The following is an 18,558-nucleotide window of genomic DNA, read 5'->3' as shown; positions in this document are numbered from 1 at the left end:
GTGGAGTTACAGACTAAACTCTATGAAAATTCATTTTTAACAATAAGATAAGAATCAGACTGTCATGTAACACCTATGGTGATAGCCCCTCAACCTAACGCCATAGCTTGGGAACAGCAGTAAAATTACACAACAAAAATAACACTAACGTGACTTGCTTTCAGTTCCAGCGCTTATCACGAATTTTTCTCATCTTGCTCACTACGACTATAGCGACTTTAGCTACTCAGCTAACTTCAACTCTCGGTTCTTTGCCCCTCAACCTCGTCCTCAGCATTAATCGAAAGCTATCGCGTCATTCATTAGCCATCGACTGCGCCAAATTTGCCAAGCTGCACTAAACTTATCATAAGGCTGAATATTGGATGCTCATTTTGCTATCACACAGATTGCCCGCCTTTATGTCACTGCTACTGGTTGCAATTTTTCTGCAACTATCATTTTGTTGTGCCAGCAGTTACGCCGACACAGCACAAGAACAGAGCTTAAACTCAAGGCCACAAGTCTTAGTTCTGGAGTTTGAAGGCGCCATCGGCCCGGCAACCAGTGAGTACCTCACTCAGGGAATTGAACAAGCGAACGCAAGCGCAGCACTTGGAAGTGGCGATGTCGAGCTGATCGTTATCGTGATGGACACCCCGGGAGGCCTAGTCTCCAGTCTAAGAGATATCAACCAAACGATTCTAAACTCCTCAGTGCCTATCGCCTGTTTAGTCGCGCCGCCAGGTGCCAGAGCGGCGAGTGCTGGCACCTATATTCTTTATGCCTGCCATATCGCCGCTATGGCCGATGCCACCACCTTAGGCGCGGCAACCCCTGTCAGTATTGGTCCGGGTAGCGCACCGACGCCAGCCCCCAAAAAAGATCCACAGGATGAAGAAAAAACCACCCCAAGCAGCCCTAGTGCTATGGAAAAGAAAGTGCTCAACGATGCTATCGCTTATATAAGGGCATTAGCGCAGCTTCGCGGTCGTAACGAGCAGTGGGCCGAACTCGCGGTAAAAGAAGCGGCAACACTGACGGCAAAAGAAGCTCTTGAAAAAAATGTCATCAATCTCATCAGTCCCGATGCCCCAAGGTTGGTGGCAGAGCTAACGGGTTGGCAAGTGGAAATAAATCATCAGCAACACACGCTGGCATTAGATAACGCCGAGCTACATTACTTAAGACCCGACTGGCGTAACCGTATCATCTCCACAATCACTAACCCCAACGTGGCTTATATTCTTATGTTAATCGGGATCTACGGTATCTTGCTCGAATTCTATAGCCCGGGGATCGGTGTCGCTGGCGTGACGGGAGCCATTAGCTTACTTATTGCCCTCTATGCTTTTCAGATGCTTCCCATTAGCTATGCGGGCTTAGGCTTGTTACTGCTCGGGATCGCACTGATCACCATAGAATCTTTCGCCCCCAGCTTTGGCATATTTGGCTTGGGGGGCATCGCCGCCTTTGCCATCGGCTCCTTGTTCTTACTCGATACCGAAACCGATCACTTTGCACTTTCACTGCCTCTCATCGCTGCAGTGTCGGTGACTGTGACATTCATGTCGCTATTGGTACTGGGCACGCTATGGCGTAGCCGAAAGTCACCAGCGGTCAGTGGAGATGGTCAGATCGTCGGTCAGACTGCTGTGGTCGTCGATGACTTTACCCTGTCAGATCTCGAGAAAAATAGAATCGAAAGAGAAAAACTACCGACGGATGTACTTGAAGCCCACAATGTAAACGACATTCAGTCTACCTATAAAGGCTTTGTGCTGCTTCATGGTGAGGTTTGGGCGGCCAACTCGCAGTCAGCGCTTCACAAAGACCAGCAAGTTATCGTTATTGTGCGCCACGATCTTTCACTGGAGGTCGAACTGCCTCCAATTTCTAATCAAGCATTGCTCAATAGCTAAGGAATCGAATATGGAACCCATTGTCAGTAATGGCAGCGTCTTTATCGGCGTATTAACCTTCCTGGTTGTCGCCTTACTCGTCAGCATGTTTAAGATCTTAAGAGAGTATGAACGCGGTGTGATCTTCCTCTTAGGCCGTTTTTATATGGTAAAGGGGCCGGGGTTGATCATAGTGATCCCCATAGTGCAACAGATGGTACGAGTCGATTTGCGTACTGTCGTGATGGATGTACCGACTCAGGATGTGATCAGCCGCGATAACGTCTCAGTAAGGGTCAATGCGGTGATCTACTTTAGGGTGATCGATGCTCAAAAAGCGATTATCAATGTTGAGGATTACCTGCAAGCCACATCACAACTGGCACAAACCACCTTACGTTCGGTGCTCGGTCAACATGAACTTGATGAGATGCTGGCCAATCGAGAGATGCTCAATACCGATATTCAAGCCATTCTTGATACCCGTACCGATGGCTGGGGGATTAAGGTATCTAATGTCGAGATCAAACATGTGGATCTAAACGAAACCATGATAAGAGCCATCGCTAGACAGGCCGAGGCCGAACGTACTCGTCGAGCCAAGGTGATCCATGCGTCTGGTGAGATGGAAGCCTCTGCGAAATTAGTTGAAGCTGCCGAGAAACTCTCCTCCGAACCCAACGCCATCTTACTGCGTTATTTGCAAACCCTCACCGAAATCGCCGGAGAGAAGAACTCCACCATTCTGTTCCCCCTCCCTATGGATCTACTCAAGGGCGTGTTAGGCGATCAAGATAAAAAACCGTAGCAAGATAATAAGGTTTTAAGGCCAGCGTTTCATTTTGCTCTAAAAATGCAAAAGCCCTCTAAAAAGAGGGCTTTCTATTGTTAACTAACTGGTTAACAAGCTCGCGAGAGCTAAATAGGCTTAGCTATTAGCATTCGCCTGTGCCGCCACTGCAGGGATCTCAGTTTCAGGGTTAAACTTATCGATAACCACAGCACAAACCGCATCGCCAGTAATGTTTAGCGTCGTTCTGATCATGTCAAACACACGGTCAAGAGCAAACAGTAGTGGTAAGCCTTCAATTGGAATACCAGCAGCAACTAATACCGCAATCACGAGGAATGATGGACCCGGTACACCCGCTTGGCCAATCGCACCTAGTGTCGAGGTGAAGATAATCGCAACGTAAGCGGCAAGACCTAACTCAACATTGAACATCTGAGCGAAGAATACTGCAACTAGACCGTAGTAGATAGCGTTACCACTCATGTTAATGGTGGCACCTAATGGCAATACAAATGCGGCTGTCGACTTAGATACACCTAGCTCTTTCTCACACACTTCTATGTTCACAGGCAACGCAGCCATAGATGAAGCAGTAGACATCGCCAATGCTTGTGGCTTCTTCATTGCCGATAGGAACTTGCCAACCGGAACGTTAGAGAAGAACTTCACCATCAATGGGAAGAAGATAAAGCCGTAAATTAAGATAGCGGCAACATAAACCACAAACAGGTTCAGTACCACAGTCAATGATTGGAAACCAAAGGTACCAACAGAGTCAGCCATCAAGCCAAACACACCAATTGGCGCAATCAACATCACGATGTTAATCATCCAAATAAAGGCTTCAACAATAGTATTAAGTGCAGAAGTGATCGGCTTAGCAGCGTCTTGATTAACTTTAGTTAGTGCGATACCAAAGAAAATACAGAACACCAAAATTTGCAGAATGTTGCCGCCAGTTAACGCCTCAAACACGTTAGTTGGAACCATACCGATAATGGTATCGGCTACACCTGGCAGTGCGCCCTGCTCAGCGGTTACAGCAGCCAGACCCGCTGTATGCTGTGAAAAGTCCATACCAACACCTGGCTGGAAGAATTCTCCCATCACCAGTGCCAAGGTTACAGCCAATGCTGACGTCGCCATGAAGAAAGCGATGGTGCCAATACCGACTTTACCCGCCGATGGACCGGCGCCTAGACTCGCGGCACCAGCGATAATCGATACCGCAACTAACGGGATCACCAACATTTTGATTAAGTGAATGAAAAACGTACCTAACGGAGCAAAAATAGAGGCATCGTGCCCCATCACCATACCCACTATCGCTCCCAAGACCATGGCTACAACGACTTGGAATCCGATATTTTTATAAAACTTTTTCTTTATGTTCAACACCCTAGCTCCATCACAGACTTACTTTATAAAAGAGGGATCTATCCCTCTTTGATTATTTAATGCAAAAATAACATGCAGCATTGTCAATTAATGTGATTCACTAACGAGTTATGACTAATTACGATAAATAATAAAATTTATCTGCCCTGCATTGAACAATCATCAAAAAATGGCGCCATAAAAAATAGAAAGTTCATTAATCAAAATCTAGTGTTACAAACAATGGTGCCACCGCAACCAACGCACAACCCGAGCCAACAATTACACAACACTCATGCTTAAAAATAACTCACAGTATCACCTATTAAAGCAAAGCCATTCAGGCTCTGCTCACTTAAAGTGGATATTTGTCACCATTGCACCTGCTCTATTTCAAAATACCGACTCGATACCTTGCCTGATCACGCAGCAAAGTATAGGTAAAAACGGCTTACATTTTGACTCAGCCAACAGTCGCACATTCTTGTTGTCACAGCATAATTGCTAACTATTTTCACAGGCTAACTGGCTAAATTCTGTCTATTATTAAAGATGCACTTAAGCCTATTAAATCCCCCACTATATAAGTGAGGAGATAGTGCGTTATCAATGATGTTTCACGCCTTATTTTCACAGAGGGTATTATTATGCGTACTCGCCAGATTTTGTGCCCAACTGACTTTTCAGAAACGGCATCCCACGCCCTAGGCTATGCCATCGAGATGGCAAATTTATATCAAGTCAATATCCGCTTGCTACATGTGATGAGTAAACCCTACGGCGAACACCATTACGACATTGTGGTAGAAAGTCTTGAAGAGCTACAAACTCAGCTAGAAGCCTATTCAAACGAAAAACTCGATGCTCTGGTGAAGGAAATCGAGCCTCAGCTTAATAAGACACTGCAAGTTAAAACCGCAATTAGAAGCGGTGATACCTTTGCTCAAATTCTCGAAGACAGTATTGAGAATGATGTCGGCATGATAGTTATCGCCAGCCATGGCCATACAGGCCTGTCTCATATGCTCAACCCTAACGTATCAGAACAAATAGCAAATAAAGCCAAATGCCCTGTTTTGGTGGTTAAATGATTAAAAGAAGGTTCTAGGTTCTAGGTTCTAGGTTCTAGGTTTTAGGTTTTAGGTTTTAGGTTTTAGGGAAAGCTCAGACGGAACAAGTGTAAACGGATAGTACTAAGACGAACGCTTCGCTCAATAAAACAGAAAAGACTAAAGCTTTATATAGAAACGCTGCGCCCTAGAACCTAACATTTGCTTCTTTGTAGATCGGCATTTATGCCGTAAACCTAGTATCTGAAGCGCCGTTATGTTTAGCTGTATCTTATCTCCAGTACAGCATTCAAGTAGCCAAATGAATAGCACAAAAGAATCAACTGATAAGCTAACTCAATCACTCACAGGTGGTTGCCTATGCCGCAAGGTGCAATATCGCGTGACGGGCCTTCCCTTCGATGCAGACTTTTGCCATTGTCGGCACTGCCAAAAAAGTACCGGCTCTGTTGTTGGTGCCTGGATGGATTTTAAGCGGGAGCAAGTCGCCTGGCTTACAGAGCCCCCAACAGAGTATGCCTCATCCGAACATGTTCGGCGCGGCTTTTGCCCCCATTGCGGCAGCCAGCTTAGCTTTCGCGATCTGCGTTATGAGCAATACCTCACCTTAAGTATCAGCACACTCAATGAGCCAAATGCCATCAAACCAAATTATCATATCTACACCGACAGCCAACTTGAATGGTTTAACATTCAAGACAACTGCCCAAGGTATGATAAAAACAGAGGGTAAAATGAAGGTGCTAGGTCAGGAAAATAAATCAGAATATGAACTGGCACTAGATTTGTCTTACCCTAGGATCTATAAGCGTAGCGCCCTCGCTCCTAGCCAAATATAAGCCCATGAACTGTAAAATCCTGTAATCTCACTGCTAACTTACGTCGATATACGTTATGCTGGCTCATATAAACCAAAAACTCGAACAAAAAACACCTATGCGCTTAACTTCACGGCTTTCAGCTTTGCCTTTTATTGTCCTACTGAGTACGTTAGTGGGGGCTTGTAGTAGTAAGCCCGATATCGAACCCGAAGAGTTTGCAGGACAAGTTTCCGACTCCTTTAGAACCGATATCATGAGTAATGGCTTAAAGCTATTTACCTACCGCGCCATCCTCACCGCAGATACACCACAAAGTGCACCTTTACCACATGAGGTACGCTCAAACCAGAAAAAACGCTCACGCACAAAGCAAGGTTATCAAGGGCCAGATCTAAGCGGTTGGACGGCGCAAGTAGAGCATGGTTTACAACAAACTATTAAGATGAACGGCTATTGCCGCGATGGCTATATCGAGCTTTATCGCAGCATTCAAGTTGACCGCGGCACCATACGTGGTGAGTGTAACGATGGCGCCGATGAAGCGGATCTCGCTAAGTTTGATTTTTAAGATTTCTATTGAGCACTTATATGGACAGTTTACTTAAAACTGTCCATATAAGTGCATGAAGTATAAAACTTTCAAATGCTAAACAATTCACATTAAAGGTGAAAACTCCACCAAATAATCCGCTCTTTTGTAGTTAACCTATCTATGTCATTTTTAGGTTCTCTCTTTAATAAAAAAGGACTAAGATACCTAGGATTGGGGAGTAGTCACTCTGTCGCGCCGTCGTCATTCCGTTGCTTTTGCTTCCGGCTCGCGAGAACACATTAACTCATGTGTTTTGACAAGACCAACAACACGTATTTGCTTTTATCATTTTAGCTATGCGGTTGGTCAGGTGCACCCAACTTTCCTGTACCATCCGCCTGTCGGAGGTATCATGTCCTTAAATGAACTCTTTTCAGGTTATCAAGGCCTACTTATTCTCACTCTGTTGATGCTTAGCATCGATTTATTACTCACAAGAGGCAGGGTCAATTTTCGTTCAGCCATAGTGTGGAGCGTGTTCTGGTTTTCGCTGGCATTTTTATTTGCAGGAGCGATTTACCTCTTTTGGCCAGAAATGTCGCCAGACAGTCAAATTTCGTCAAGGGAAGCCACCACAGCATTTATCACGGGTTATCTTCTTGAAAAGTCACTGAGCGTCGACAACCTATTTGTTTTTGCGCTGATCTTTAGTCAGTTCAACGTACCAGAAAAACATATTCCTCGGGTTCTGATGTTAGGTATTGTAGGGGCACTAATATTGCGCGGCATCATGATTTCAGTTGGCGCACCACTGATTGCAGAATTCCACATGATACTTTATGTGTTCGGCTTCTTCTTAATTTGGACTGGTATACAACTTTGGCGTCAGCATGCTCAAGAGAGCACATCGTTTTCAGACAGTATCGCCGTTGGTTTAGTGAAAAAATGTTTGCGGATCAGCCCAGATTACCATGGGAGTAAGCTCTTTATCCGCGATAACATTGGAATATTGGCAACCCCAATGTTAGTCGTTGTCATGGTCATTGCGATGACAGACATAATGTTCGCCTTGGATTCAATCCCTGCGATCTTTGCGGTAACACAGGAAGCGTACTTGGTACTTGCTGCAAACGTCTTTGCCTTATTAGGTCTACGTTCGCTGTACTTTGTTCTCGGTGGTATGTTGAGCAAATTTGCTTATTTGCACCATACGTTAGCGTTCATGCTGTGCTTTATTGGTATCAAAATGCTGCTGATTGATACCCCATTTGCTATAACAACATCAGTGTCTTTAGCAGTCATTGTCTCTTCGCTTGCAGCAGGTATTGGCGCATCCATTTGGAAACAGCAGCAATTGGAAAAAATTAGTAAACAAGCCCTTGCACTTAAGCTAACTCAAAAAGACTGATAAGCAGATACGGCTCTGTTCAACCATAAGGTGGTGATAAATAGCGGCGCGTTCAAGTAATCAAAAAGGTGTAGCAGCCCTTTAAACAAGACGATATTTGTCACCGTCGAGCGACTTTAAAAAGTTACAGCGCCTCACGGCTATGGCAGGTATAGCGATACTGCCTTATACCTGCCACAGAGGGAGCTGACAGATGTCATTAAGTTGTAATAGCGTATATGCAAGTGAAATATCTAGTCCAATAAAGATAACAAATCACCTCTTAACATGGTTCTAGTGACTAACTTTAAGGGATTAACTTTAAGGGGCTAACTTTTAGGGGCGAACTTTAAGGAGTAAGTTTGATGCTGTACTTAACTTGTAAAATGCCAATTCCATCTCTGCAAGTTTTAAGAGAAACTTGCTAAGTTCACGTTAAGTAAATATCCCTCAAAAGCACATTTACTCGGACTACCAAGCTCATTATGATGCGCGCACCTAAACTTTTGGAATACCACCAAGATGCGCACCACATTTGTTCTTTTCGCCCTGCTCTACTCTGTGTTCTGCTCTCTATTCACTATCAATGCCGCTGCTCAGCCTCTAGCTAAAACCAGTGAAAATACACAAGTTCAGCCTATCGCTATTTTGGGTGCGATGGATGCTGAAATTGAAAAGCTACTACCTGAAATTAACCAGCGTCAAACTCACACTATTGCCAAGAACACATACTACACTGGCCTAATTAATGGCAAACCTGTTGTTGTGGCACGTTCTGGCGTAGGTAAAGTCAATGCAGCTATCACCACTTATGTGCTGATTAATCACTTCGACGTTAATAGTATTATTTTCACCGGTATCGCGGGTGCGGCTGGGCCTAAACTGAATGTTGCCGATGTGGTGATCTCAACGGCCCTAGTGCAGCACGATGTTGACTTAACCGCCTTTGGTGCGCCGAAAGGTCAGCTTGATGGTTATGATGATCGCCTCTTCTACGCCGATGAAAAGTTACAAGCGCTAGCGCTTGAAGCGGCAAAGGACTCGGTCGGTGCAGCGCGCGTGCACTCTGGCATTATTGCAACGGGTGATCAGTTTATTGCCGATAAGGCAGTGGTCAGCATGCTACTTCAAGAGTTCAACGCTATTGCGGTTGAGATGGAAGGTGCTGCAGTTGCGCAAGTGGCCGACATGTTTGACATTCCACTCGTCGTTATTCGTACCATCTCTGATAAAGCCGATGGCTCAGCCCACCTTGTTTACGAAGAAGCCAAACAAGTGACTGCGGACAATTCAGTTGCCATCACCTTAAATATGCTAAGTAAAATGTAAGCTAGCGTATCACTGTCTAAATCGAGATAAAGAAAGGTGCAAAATTTTTGTTCGCGCCTTTCTTAGAACCCCATAAACAAATTAAACCATTACAATTCAGACGGTTAAGCAAAAACCTCCAGTAAAGTTTATTTATTTTAAATCTATTTTAAAAATATATCGTCTTTTTGAATCCTTGCTCGTCTTATAGAGGTAAACACAAAACCGTGATCCCTTTTGGAGCAACAAAATGATAAAACTGATCAGCTTTAAAAACTGCCCGTTCGTACAACGCGTGATGGGCGCGCTAATAACCAAAAATGTGCCATTTGAAATCGAGTACATCGAGCTAAGCAACAAACCACAATGGTTTTTAGATATCTCTCCCAATGGCCAAGTACCTGTGTTAATCACAGAAACAAACAAAGTGCTGTTCGAATCTGACGCTATTGTTGAATATTTAGATGACAAATATGCGCCGATAGAAAATGTCTCGCCAGAACAAAAAGCACTCGATCGTGCTTGGTCATACCAAGCAAGTAAACACTACATGGCTCAATGTGGCACTATGGCCAGTAAAGATAAACAAACATTCGATACTCGATTGGAAAACTTGCAAAAGTCATTCGCAAAGGCTGAACAACAACTCAATGGTTCTCAGTTTTTTAAAGGGGATTATATTTCTAATGTTGATATTGCTTGGCTGCCCTTACTACATCGTGCGGCCGTAATAAAGCAGCAAGCCGGATTCGACATGCTGACAGGGTTTCCGAAAGTGCAAAACTGGCAGGCAGCATTGATAGGATCTGGACTTGCTGAAAAAACCGTTCCACAAGATTTTGTAGCAGTGTTCAGCCATTTCTACCTGAGTAATACCTATCTCGCGGCAGTGATGAATGGAACAGAATGCAATAACAGCAATCGTTGCACGCCAGAAACAAGCTCCTGTTGTCAGTAATCAATAACATGTAGCTCACTAATCACAACTTGTACAAGGAGTACGCCTGCATTGGCCAGCTTGCTCCTTGATACGAGTTTTTAACTCATGAATCCAAACTTAGCTCCCCCCAAAGGTACACTATGCTTGTATTTAAACCTGCTCTTATAAAGATAGATAATAGAGAAGCGTTACTCACACCGGAGGATAAAAACCTGGTAGAAATGGCGCGCAAGGTCAATATTAACATTCCGGCGCCATGTCTAAAAAACCAACGAAAGCGTGGCTGTTGTAGAGCTTGCTTAGTCGAAATTAACGGCCAAAGCGCTTATGCTTGCTCAACAAAGCCCACAGCAGGAATGGTGGTCACTGTGCGAAGGAAAGATTTAGATGAAGTTCGTAAGAAGGCTATAAAAGACTTTAAGCTACAAGTTAAGCCAGCCGTTAATCCTGCCTGCTATTGTGGTTAAACCAAGCTATGTCATATATAAAACATACAAAAGAGCAGGTTGTCGCATCATCAGCTCTGGTAACTGTATAATTAATTTGTGGTCGAAATAACTTACAGTCCAATATGGGCACGAATAAGCCACATCGGCGTCACAGCAAGAGAGTCAAAGCGAGTTAATGAGTATGCGTTTAGAATCCATTTGGACTGAATATCAATCAAGTCTTAAAGCTTTTTTACATCGAAAAGTTGCCAACACTGCGGATGTCGAAGATCTTTTACAAGAGATCTTAATCAAAACACATAAGAGCCTACAAACCGTTACCGACAGCAGTAAAATCAAGCCATGGATATTCCAAATCGCCAACAATACCATCATCGACTTTTATCGTAAAAATAGTCAATTGAGCAAGTTAACAGCCGATGACTTATGGTATGACGAACAAGATGAAGCGCTTATCATTAAAGAACTTTCTCATTGCCTATTGCCATTTATTAAGCAACTGCCAGAAGAAGACGCTAAGTTATTAATTGCCATTGAAATTGACGGTACGTCACAAAAAGATTTTGCCGAGCAAAATCAGCTAAATTATTCAACCTTGAAATCTCGGGTTAAACAAAGCCGAAAAAAACTCTACCAGCTATTCAACAGCTGTTGTGAGTTCTCAATTGATAGCAAAGGCAACATTATGGAATATCAATCAAAATCAGGCCACTGCGATCGCTGTTAAAAGCAGCGATTCTTATTTTTAATTAAAACCCGTAAATAAAAAGGCGCTAATCCATTGATAAAGAACCTTTTTACTTACGAGCCAATATAAAGTTAACCAGAAGCTGCAATGGCCTCAGCCTTCTGACTAAAGCTAACCTTGCCAAAATCTTCTAAAATCGCGTAACAAGCAGGCACCATAAACAGCACCAATGCCGTTGAAGCAAAAATACCGAACACCATAGACACCACCAGAGGCTGCAACACCTGCGCTTGAATACTGGTTTCAAGTAATAGAGGTAACATACCCGCAGCTGTGGTTAAGGACGTAATAAACACCGCCCTAAAGCGCTCTTTGCTAGCGCTCACTACTGCTTGATGCACTGATTGCCCTTCCTCTACATGGTAGCGAATATACTGCACCAGCAAAATTGAGTCGTTAACCACCACACCAGCAAGCGCCACAAAGCCCATAATTGATGGCATACTCATGGAGTAACCCAGCAACAAGTGACCCCAAAGCACGCCAATTAAGCCAAGGGGGATAACTGCCATCACCACCAAAGGCTCAATGTAGCTCTTAAACTGCAAACTTAAGATGGCAAATACAGCCAAAAGACCGACAATAAAACCACTGGCCATAGAGTTTTGCGTGGTCTTACTTTCTTTCACTTCGCCCTCATAGCTGACTCGAATACCGGGATAGCGCTTTTTCAACTCAGGCAATAACTCGGCCTTAAAGGCATTGTTAATCTCGCTCGCATTGGCTAAGTGAGTATCCACTTCACCAGTAATGGTGACAAAACGCATACCATCGAGACGCGAGATCTTCACATAACCACGCTGCCACTCAAAATCGGCCACGGCAGAAAGTGGCACCTGCTCGCCAGCACTGCCGATGGTGATTGGGAAGTTGGCGAGATTTTCAAGTTTGGCCGCATCGGTTTTATCTAGCTGCACATCTATTTGAATGCTTTCTGGCCCCACCTGAATATTATCGGCAGTCTGATGAAAGTAGGCACCGCGCAGCTGACTAGCGAGCATCATACCGTTGACCCCAAATGCTTCTGCGCCGGGTTTCAGAGTCATCAGAATCTCTGCCTTACCCGGCCGCATACTGTCCATCACGCCTGATACGCCGTTAAAGCCTTGCAAGTATTGTTGAACCTCAATTGAGGCTGACTTAAGCTCGTCTAAATCATCCCCTCGGACGCGGATTTCAATCGCACGCCCCGCAGGTCCCATCTTAGGTTGCTTATAGACAATTGCAATTGGGTCGACCATCTCACCTACGCCCTGCTGCCACTCTCGAATAAACGTGCTCATCAAGGTTTGGCGAACTTCAGCGCTCAAGAGATCGATTTTCACCGTGGCCACATGGGCACCACTTTCTCCCGCATCGGCGTTAAAGTTAAAGCGCTCGGTGATATGCTGAATGAGTCGCTGACCGTCCTCTTTCTGACTGTATTTATCATCTAACGCCTTAGCGACGCTGACGATTCGGTTAACCACATGCTCGGTCTGCAGCAGCGTTGAACCCGGCGGCAAGATAATGCGCGCCTCGGCCACATCACCATCAAGCTCGGGGAAACCGACAAACTTAATCGCGCCGCCTGCAACCAGTGAGATAGAGATAAATAACAGGCTTATCACCGACCCCATAAACACATAGCGCCAGTTAATCACCCACTCTACTGCCGCCACTAATTGCACGGTTCTAAAGTGTTCGAACTTTTGATTAAATATTTGCTTAAAGCGGCTGGTCTTACGCTCTTTTCCCTTCGCTGAGTGGGCCAGATGATTGGGTAAAATCAAAAATGCTTCCACAAGGCTGATGGTTAAGATCAGCAGTAAGGTTTGCGGCACGACTCGTAGCACCTTACCCATGTCGCCTTCCATAAAGGCGATACTGGAGAAAATAAATACCGTGGTTAAGAATGACGAAACAACACCGGGCAGCACACGCTTTACACCTTGAATCACCGCATCGGCCTTGCTCATGCCACGTTCAATGTGAGCAGCAATCGACTCGGCTATTACGATAGCATCATCCATCATAATACCAATCGCCATCAAGAAGGCCACCAGCGTCATGATGTTGATGGTTAAGCCGACCTGCGCCATAAAGAAAAGGCTCCCCATAAAGGCGATGGGTAGGCCCATGGCCACCCAGAATGAGTAGCGTAGGCTGAAGAACAGCCACATACACAAGAAAACGAGTACCACCCCCTGCCAACCGTTTTTAATCAGCATGGTTAAGCGATCCCACAGCAAGGAACTCAAGTCGTTAGAGGTGCTAATGGTGATACCATTTGGAGTACGCAGTTTCTCGGCGTCTAAAAAGCCGATAATCTCCTCTTTGAGACGCAGTGAGTCCTGAGACTTATTTTTAAATACAGTTAAAATTGCGGCTTGCTCACCATCGAAGCGAATACTCTCCTCATCGAGCTCAAATCTGTCAGTAATGGTGGCGATATCACGCAAGCGCACCACACCACCCTGCGCATCGGAACGAATAACGATATTAGCAAGACGCTCAGGCTCCACCTCCCGCTGATCAAAGCGAATAAGAATGTTCTTACTTGGTGTCTCAACCGTACCGCTTGGCAGCTGCACGTTTTGCTGCTCAATCTGTTTAGCCACATCCGCAACACTCATGCCTAAGCGCTTGATAGCGCCAAGCGAGATCTCTACCAATAACTGATGGGATGAGAAACCCGAGATCTCAACCTGACTAATGCTGGTATCAAGCTTCAAACGACGTTTTAAATCTTCCGCATAGGCTTTCAGTTCCGGCTTGCTGGTCGAGGCAGATACGGCGATATCTATGATGCGTTCATTAAAATCCAGCTCTTCGACGATCGGCGGCTCAATTTCCGCTGGGAAGTCCTTAATGGCGGAGATCTTAGTTTGCACATCCACTAGGCTACGGCTCAAATCTGCTTTATCGTCAAGCTTGAGTGTCATGCGTGCCACGCCTTCTAAGGCATCACACTTGGTCTCGATAATACTGCCAAGACTGTCGACGGCATCTTCCATTCTAAGGCAGAGATTCTCCTCCACATCTTGTGGGGATGCGCCAGGCAACACCACCTGTGCGGTAATATAACTTTTGGAAAACTCGGGAAACGTCTCGCGCTTAAGCTCAGGCAGCGCCTTGATCCCCAACACGATAAACGCCAGCATCAGCATCGTTGTGGCAGTGGGGTGACGAACAAAAAATCCGATCACGGCTGCATCTCCCCTGGAGCAGTTTCAGCTCCCTTAGTATCACTGCCTTGATTGCGCAGCGCCATGCCATTAACCGCTGGAATAAGGTCAGTTAATACTAACTGCATACCATTAACTAACTCACCTTGCACCGCCGCTTGCCCCTCTTGGCGGAACAGCACTTGCACATCTATCAGCTGCAGTCGGTTATCCTGATCCATGATATAGAGCTTCTCACCATGCAGTGCACGCTCAGGCACCATCCAGTAGTCACGCTCACCGCCTTTAATTCGGGCACTGACAAACATACCGTTCACCAATGGTGGCGACTGACCTATTTTTAGCTCACGGTACTGCTGCTCCACCTGTAACACTATGCTGACGGTGGCTAATGTTGGATCCACCGTTTCGCCAATGCGGGTAATTTCAGCTGGCCAACTAAAAGAGTAAGTGGCCCCTTTTAAGGTGATCTCTGCCGTTAACCCCAAGGTTTCGGCGCGAGGTAATTCATGGCCTTGCCCTTGCGGCTGAGTCACCGTCTTCATTAAGGTCATCACATCACCAAGCGATAGCTGAGCCTCGACCTCCATCACCTCTATGCCATTGATACGTGCAAGCACCTGCTGCGGCGACACCACTTGGCTAGCTTCAACGTTGACCTCGGCAACGCGCCCTTCAAAAGGCAGTCGAATTTCGGTCTTGGTTAGCTGACTCTGAGCTTCCTGCTCACGAGCAACCGCTTGTAGTAGTTGTGCTTCAAGAATTTGTGTCTCGTTGGGCATTAAAGTCAGGGAGTTGTCTAGCTCTTGCAGCTTCTGCTGTTGAGCGAGCAGGTTTTGCCTTTCACCATCGAGCTCTGATTGCGAGATAAGGTTTTTCTGACGCAGTGTCTCTTTACGCTTTAAGTCAGATTTGACCAAGTCATAGCGATTATTTTCAATCTCAAGCGATAACTGCAGGTTTTGAAGTTGTAGCTTCTTGCCTTCTAACTGCCCCTCAAGCGCCTTACGGTCAGCCTGTGCCTGAGCCAAGCGGATCTGATAATCCAGCGGATCAATTGCTAATAATAGCGTGTCTTTTGCTAATATTTTACCAACGGCCAGATCTGGATGTTTATACACCACACGGCCACCGACCTCTGGCAGTAATTGCCACTGAATTTTGGGGCTAACGCGACCGAAGGCATCCACTTGTGCCACTACAGTGCTTTTCTCTAAAGAGATAACCTCAACTAATTTACTCGGCTCCGCCTGCAGCTCTAACGGCGGGTGACTGCGCATTTTGACGACTAACACCAACACCACAAAACCTACCGCGACCGCCGGAAAGAAATACCATCGTTTGCCCTTAAATGCCGACATTATTGCGTACCTCCCATAAAGTTCCTACGAGAGAAGTACAAGGTAATGCTTGGCCAATTGAGTATAAAATTCATCATTGAGTTAATAACCGTGCAGTTTTGCCATTGATAACGGCATGACAAAGGGAAACATCCGAGTTCATTAAGTGAAATAACGGGCAGGGAAAAACGGAACTGGGGTTATTAAGCATGACACCAAACCGCACTATTCACCTAAATAGCGCAGTCTACTGTTTACCCTGTTTTTTTGCATGAAGAATCGTTACTCAAAAACCAGAGTTTTGAATAACTGCACACTACGTTAATTTAACGGGTAAGTTTGTAAAATAATTTTGAACTAAAGCTAAGTTGTTGGATCCACTCGTCAAGAGTAAAAGCTAAACTAATGAGAAGCGGATCATATACATAGAGGTGATCCCTGGGTAAATCTGCCTAATTAAAACTTTAAGCTCCGCAAGACTCATATTCTCTTGTTCAGCGTGACTGTTATTGAGATCGTCATACGCCACTTGTTCAACCGATAGAATGTCTAACTCGCCGTAGCAACGACCATCTTCTAAATTGGATACCCTCACCCGCTGCCCCACCTGATAATAGGACTCTGACTCGTCACGTAGGGTAATGGTCTTCTTGCCCGCTAAAATACCGGCTTCGAAACGGCTAAAAAAAGTGATCTCATTCGGTGGATTCATAATACTTTAACTACTCAATTTAATGCATCGCGATTGATGCTTTTAAGCCATTTTAATTGTATGCGAAACATTGATACATATTTTTCGACGCCACATATTAAAATAGCTAACTGGAACCGACAAACACTATGGTAGCGATAGCCGCCTGTTTAAGGTAAAATTCGCCTCCGATTTCTAGCTTGGCGCAGAATGTGCCACAATTGTCATCATTAATAGGCATATCGTAGAGTAACCATGAACAGAAAACAGAAGATGATCAAAAAGACCGCAAAACGTGCCAAGGCTCGCCTAAACAAGCACACTGCGCCTACGATCAAAAAATACGTGTCTAAGGCTGAGCGTGCAGAGCAGCAGGCTAAACTTGAAGCCGAAGCGGCAGAGCAAGCAACTGCAGCAGTAGAAACAACAGATGCGGCAACTGACTCACCTGTTGTAGAAGCAAACGAAGAAAAAACAGTACCAGCTAACTAAAGAGCAGCCCTTTACGATTAATAGAGCTTATTTGCTAGCGGCGCCGTCCTCTTTAACGCCAATAAGCTCAGCCACTTCGTTGCTCCCCTCACAGTCCTGCTCCTCATTGACGATTGCCATGTTGGCACAAGAGGATGAGAGTGGGCTCTGACCGCTTAAGCTCAGCTCCTCGTCAAACTCAGTTTTATCCTCAGCTTCAACCACAGGCTTAACAGCCGCAGCCCTAACCTTATCAACCAGCCTATATGCCACTAGGACACCCAATACGCCGAAAAGTATCGAGCCAACAGCTTGCCCCATCAGCACACCATAAACCCCTCCAAACTGCGCACCAAAGTACACAAAAGGAATAGTGCCCACTGTCGCTTTACCCACATTAAACAAGGTCGAATACTTGGCCTTACCTAAATTATTGAAAGAGGCGTTGGCGACAAACAAAATACCGGAGAAGATAAAGAACACCGCAATATAGGAACAGAAAAATAAGATCAGCTCAGCCGCATCACCTTTCATATCAAATACGCTGACAATTTGGTTTCGAGTTAAAAATAGCAGCAGTGACACACTCACGACATAGACGGTGCAAAACTGGATAGCCCGAGTCAACGACTCTTTCACCCGCCCAAACTCCATCGCACCATAGTTTTGCCCAACAATGGGCCCAACGGCACCAGAGAGCGCGAAGATCATACCGAACGATACTGGGATAAGCCGTCCAAGCACCGCCCAACCGGCAACATAGCTATCACCAAAGTCTGCAATAGCTCGAGTCACCACCGCATTACCTATGGGCGTAGCCACATTAGTCAGCATCGCGGGGCCCGCAATGGCAAAAATAGGCTTAAGATCTTCCACAAAATGGTCGATGTTAAAGCGCCCAAATAAGTTATGCTTTACCACCACACCGCGAGCTGCAACCGCAAATACCGCAAAACGGGCCATTACCGAGGCAACTGCGGCACCTTCAATCCCCATGGCAAACATAAAGATAAATATCGGGTCGAAGATGGCGTTAACGCCACCACCAATCAAAGTCGATACCATAGACAACTTGGCATCGCCCACCGCCCTCAATGCGCTACCCAGCGCCATAGCAAGACAGATAAGCGGCAAGGACGGCACCAAAATATTGAGGTAGCCCTCGGCAAGCTCAGCCGTTTTGCCCGTAGCCCCCACTAGACTTAACAGCTCAGGAATAAACATATACACGCTAAAGGCGACAAAAAGACTCATCAATAGCGTCACCACTAAGCTGTTGAGTAGCAATCGCTTAGCCTTTTCAGTCTCTTTCGCGCCGATAGAGCGCGATACAAGCGCCCCCAGCGCTATGGATAGGCCAATACCGATTGAGGTGGTAAAAAACGAGATGGTGCCGGCGTAGCCCACCGCAGCTGCTAACTCCTGCTCCCCGAGTAAACTCAAGAAAAAGATATCCAGCAGATCGACCACAAACAACGCCGAAATCCCGACCGCAGCGGTAGAACTCATCACTAATATGTGACGTAGAATCGATCCCTGTACAAACTTGGCTACAGCCATAACACCTCTTTGTCTCTGACTAAT

The 18,558-nt window shown here is 45.6% G+C and carries 16 protein-coding genes; 11 read left to right on the top strand and 5 right to left on the bottom strand.

Going from position 1 to position 18,558, the window contains the following annotated elements:
* The first annotated feature begins 365 nt into the window (after positions 1-365).
* Together K5Q92_RS03885 and K5Q92_RS03880 are read left to right on the top strand one after the other, a co-directional pair.
* The gene (locus K5Q92_RS03885; RefSeq protein ID WP_259649480.1) at positions 366-1,901 is read left to right on the top strand and encodes a nodulation protein NfeD; all 1,536 of its coding nucleotides are present in this window, start codon (positions 366-368) and stop codon (positions 1,899-1,901) included.
* Between the two features lie 10 nt (positions 1,902-1,911).
* Positions 1,912-2,688, top strand: coding sequence for a slipin family protein (locus K5Q92_RS03880; RefSeq protein WP_220767740.1), 777 nt, complete (start codon positions 1,912-1,914; stop codon positions 2,686-2,688).
* 120 nt (positions 2,689-2,808) lie between these two features.
* Here the strand turns inward: K5Q92_RS03880 and K5Q92_RS03875 are convergent, their stop codons facing one another.
* On the bottom strand, positions 2,809-4,071 hold the full coding sequence (locus tag K5Q92_RS03875; protein ID WP_220767739.1) for a dicarboxylate/amino acid:cation symporter: 1,263 nt from the start codon (positions 4,069-4,071) through the stop codon (positions 2,809-2,811).
* Positions 4,072-4,697: 626 nt separating this feature from the next.
* Here K5Q92_RS03875 and K5Q92_RS03870 point away from each other — a divergent pair.
* The 8 genes from K5Q92_RS03870 (at position 4,698) to sigZ (ending at position 11,284) form a co-directional block, all read left to right on the top strand.
* The gene (locus tag K5Q92_RS03870; protein ID WP_220767738.1) at positions 4,698-5,141 is read left to right on the top strand and encodes a universal stress protein; all 444 of its coding nucleotides are present in this window, start codon (positions 4,698-4,700) and stop codon (positions 5,139-5,141) included.
* A gap of 280 nt (positions 5,142-5,421) precedes the next feature.
* Positions 5,422-5,853, top strand: a complete 432-nt coding sequence (locus K5Q92_RS03865) for a GFA family protein (RefSeq protein WP_220767737.1) — start codon at positions 5,422-5,424, stop codon at positions 5,851-5,853.
* A 161-nt stretch (positions 5,854-6,014) separates the two neighbouring features.
* Positions 6,015-6,509, top strand: coding sequence for a hypothetical protein (locus tag K5Q92_RS03860; RefSeq protein WP_259649479.1), 495 nt, complete (start codon positions 6,015-6,017; stop codon positions 6,507-6,509).
* Positions 6,510-6,885: 376 nt separating this feature from the next.
* Positions 6,886-7,881 (top strand): TerC/Alx family metal homeostasis membrane protein, encoded by a 996-nt coding sequence (locus K5Q92_RS03855; RefSeq protein WP_220767736.1) that lies wholly within the window; start codon positions 6,886-6,888, stop codon positions 7,879-7,881.
* Between the two features lie 501 nt (positions 7,882-8,382).
* Positions 8,383-9,189, top strand: a complete 807-nt coding sequence (locus tag K5Q92_RS03850) for a 5'-methylthioadenosine/adenosylhomocysteine nucleosidase (protein WP_220767735.1) — start codon at positions 8,383-8,385, stop codon at positions 9,187-9,189.
* A gap of 229 nt (positions 9,190-9,418) precedes the next feature.
* Entirely contained in the window at positions 9,419-10,126 is a 708-nt protein-coding gene (locus K5Q92_RS03845; protein WP_220767734.1) for a glutathione S-transferase family protein, read from the top strand.
* A 122-nt stretch (positions 10,127-10,248) separates the two neighbouring features.
* Positions 10,249-10,575, top strand: coding sequence for a 2Fe-2S iron-sulfur cluster-binding protein (locus K5Q92_RS03840; protein WP_220767733.1), 327 nt, complete (start codon positions 10,249-10,251; stop codon positions 10,573-10,575).
* A 157-nt stretch (positions 10,576-10,732) separates the two neighbouring features.
* Positions 10,733-11,284, top strand: coding sequence for an RNA polymerase sigma factor SigZ (gene sigZ / locus K5Q92_RS03835; protein ID WP_259649478.1), 552 nt, complete (start codon positions 10,733-10,735; stop codon positions 11,282-11,284).
* Between the two features lie 92 nt (positions 11,285-11,376).
* Here the strand turns inward: sigZ and K5Q92_RS03830 are convergent, their stop codons facing one another.
* From K5Q92_RS03830 to yqfB, 3 genes are all read right to left on the bottom strand, one after another.
* Entirely contained in the window at positions 11,377-14,493 is a 3,117-nt protein-coding gene (locus tag K5Q92_RS03830; protein WP_220767732.1) for an efflux RND transporter permease subunit, read from the bottom strand.
* Positions 14,490-15,833, bottom strand: coding sequence for an efflux RND transporter periplasmic adaptor subunit (locus tag K5Q92_RS03825; RefSeq protein ID WP_220767731.1), 1,344 nt, complete (start codon positions 15,831-15,833; stop codon positions 14,490-14,492). The genes K5Q92_RS03830 and K5Q92_RS03825 overlap by 4 nt, the downstream gene beginning before the upstream one ends.
* 376 nt (positions 15,834-16,209) lie before the next feature.
* Positions 16,210-16,524, bottom strand: coding sequence for a N(4)-acetylcytidine aminohydrolase (gene yqfB, locus K5Q92_RS03820; RefSeq protein WP_220767730.1), 315 nt, complete (start codon positions 16,522-16,524; stop codon positions 16,210-16,212).
* A 234-nt stretch (positions 16,525-16,758) separates the two neighbouring features.
* On the opposite strand from yqfB, the gene K5Q92_RS03815 reads away from it, so the two are divergent.
* Positions 16,759-16,995, top strand: a complete 237-nt coding sequence (locus tag K5Q92_RS03815) for a DUF2986 domain-containing protein (RefSeq protein ID WP_220767729.1) — start codon at positions 16,759-16,761, stop codon at positions 16,993-16,995.
* 27 nt (positions 16,996-17,022) lie between these two features.
* On the opposite strand, the gene K5Q92_RS03810 is transcribed toward K5Q92_RS03815, so the two are convergent.
* Positions 17,023-18,534: an MATE family efflux transporter gene (locus K5Q92_RS03810; RefSeq protein ID WP_220767728.1), complete on the bottom strand. Its 1,512-nt coding sequence runs from the start codon at positions 18,532-18,534 to the stop codon at positions 17,023-17,025.
* Positions 18,535-18,558 lie beyond the last annotated feature (24 nt).

This window comes from Shewanella sp. MBTL60-007 (assembly GCF_019654915.1).
Classification (GTDB): Bacteria; Pseudomonadota; Gammaproteobacteria; order Enterobacterales; family Shewanellaceae; genus Shewanella.
Note: the sequence above shows the minus strand (reverse complement) of the source record. Positions and strands in the feature narration are given on the sequence as shown.

Bases quoted from the DNA above. Each gene is read 5' to 3' on its own strand.
- K5Q92_RS03885 (WP_259649480.1), top strand. From the start codon at position 366: ATGCTCATTTTGCTATCACACAGATTGCCCGCCTTTATGTCACTGCTA.
- K5Q92_RS03880 (WP_220767740.1), top strand. From the start codon at position 1,912: ATGGAACCCATTGTCAGTAATGGCAGCGTCTTTATCGGCGTATTAACC.
- K5Q92_RS03870 (WP_220767738.1), top strand. From the start codon at position 4,698: ATGCGTACTCGCCAGATTTTGTGCCCAACTGACTTTTCAGAAACGGCA.
- K5Q92_RS03865 (WP_220767737.1), top strand. From the start codon at position 5,422: ATGAATAGCACAAAAGAATCAACTGATAAGCTAACTCAATCACTCACA.
- K5Q92_RS03860 (WP_259649479.1), top strand. From the start codon at position 6,015: ATGCTGGCTCATATAAACCAAAAACTCGAACAAAAAACACCTATGCGC.
- K5Q92_RS03855 (WP_220767736.1), top strand. From the start codon at position 6,886: ATGTCCTTAAATGAACTCTTTTCAGGTTATCAAGGCCTACTTATTCTC.
- K5Q92_RS03850 (WP_220767735.1), top strand. From the start codon at position 8,383: ATGCGCACCACATTTGTTCTTTTCGCCCTGCTCTACTCTGTGTTCTGC.
- K5Q92_RS03845 (WP_220767734.1), top strand. From the start codon at position 9,419: ATGATAAAACTGATCAGCTTTAAAAACTGCCCGTTCGTACAACGCGTG.
- K5Q92_RS03840 (WP_220767733.1), top strand. From the start codon at position 10,249: ATGCTTGTATTTAAACCTGCTCTTATAAAGATAGATAATAGAGAAGCG.
- sigZ (WP_259649478.1), top strand. From the start codon at position 10,733: ATGAGTATGCGTTTAGAATCCATTTGGACTGAATATCAATCAAGTCTT.
- K5Q92_RS03825 (WP_220767731.1), bottom strand. From the start codon at position 15,833: ATGTCGGCATTTAAGGGCAAACGATGGTATTTCTTTCCGGCGGTCGCG.
- yqfB (WP_220767730.1), bottom strand. From the start codon at position 16,524: ATGAATCCACCGAATGAGATCACTTTTTTTAGCCGTTTCGAAGCCGGT.
- K5Q92_RS03815 (WP_220767729.1), top strand. From the start codon at position 16,759: ATGAACAGAAAACAGAAGATGATCAAAAAGACCGCAAAACGTGCCAAG.
- K5Q92_RS03810 (WP_220767728.1), bottom strand. From the start codon at position 18,534: ATGGCTGTAGCCAAGTTTGTACAGGGATCGATTCTACGTCACATATTA.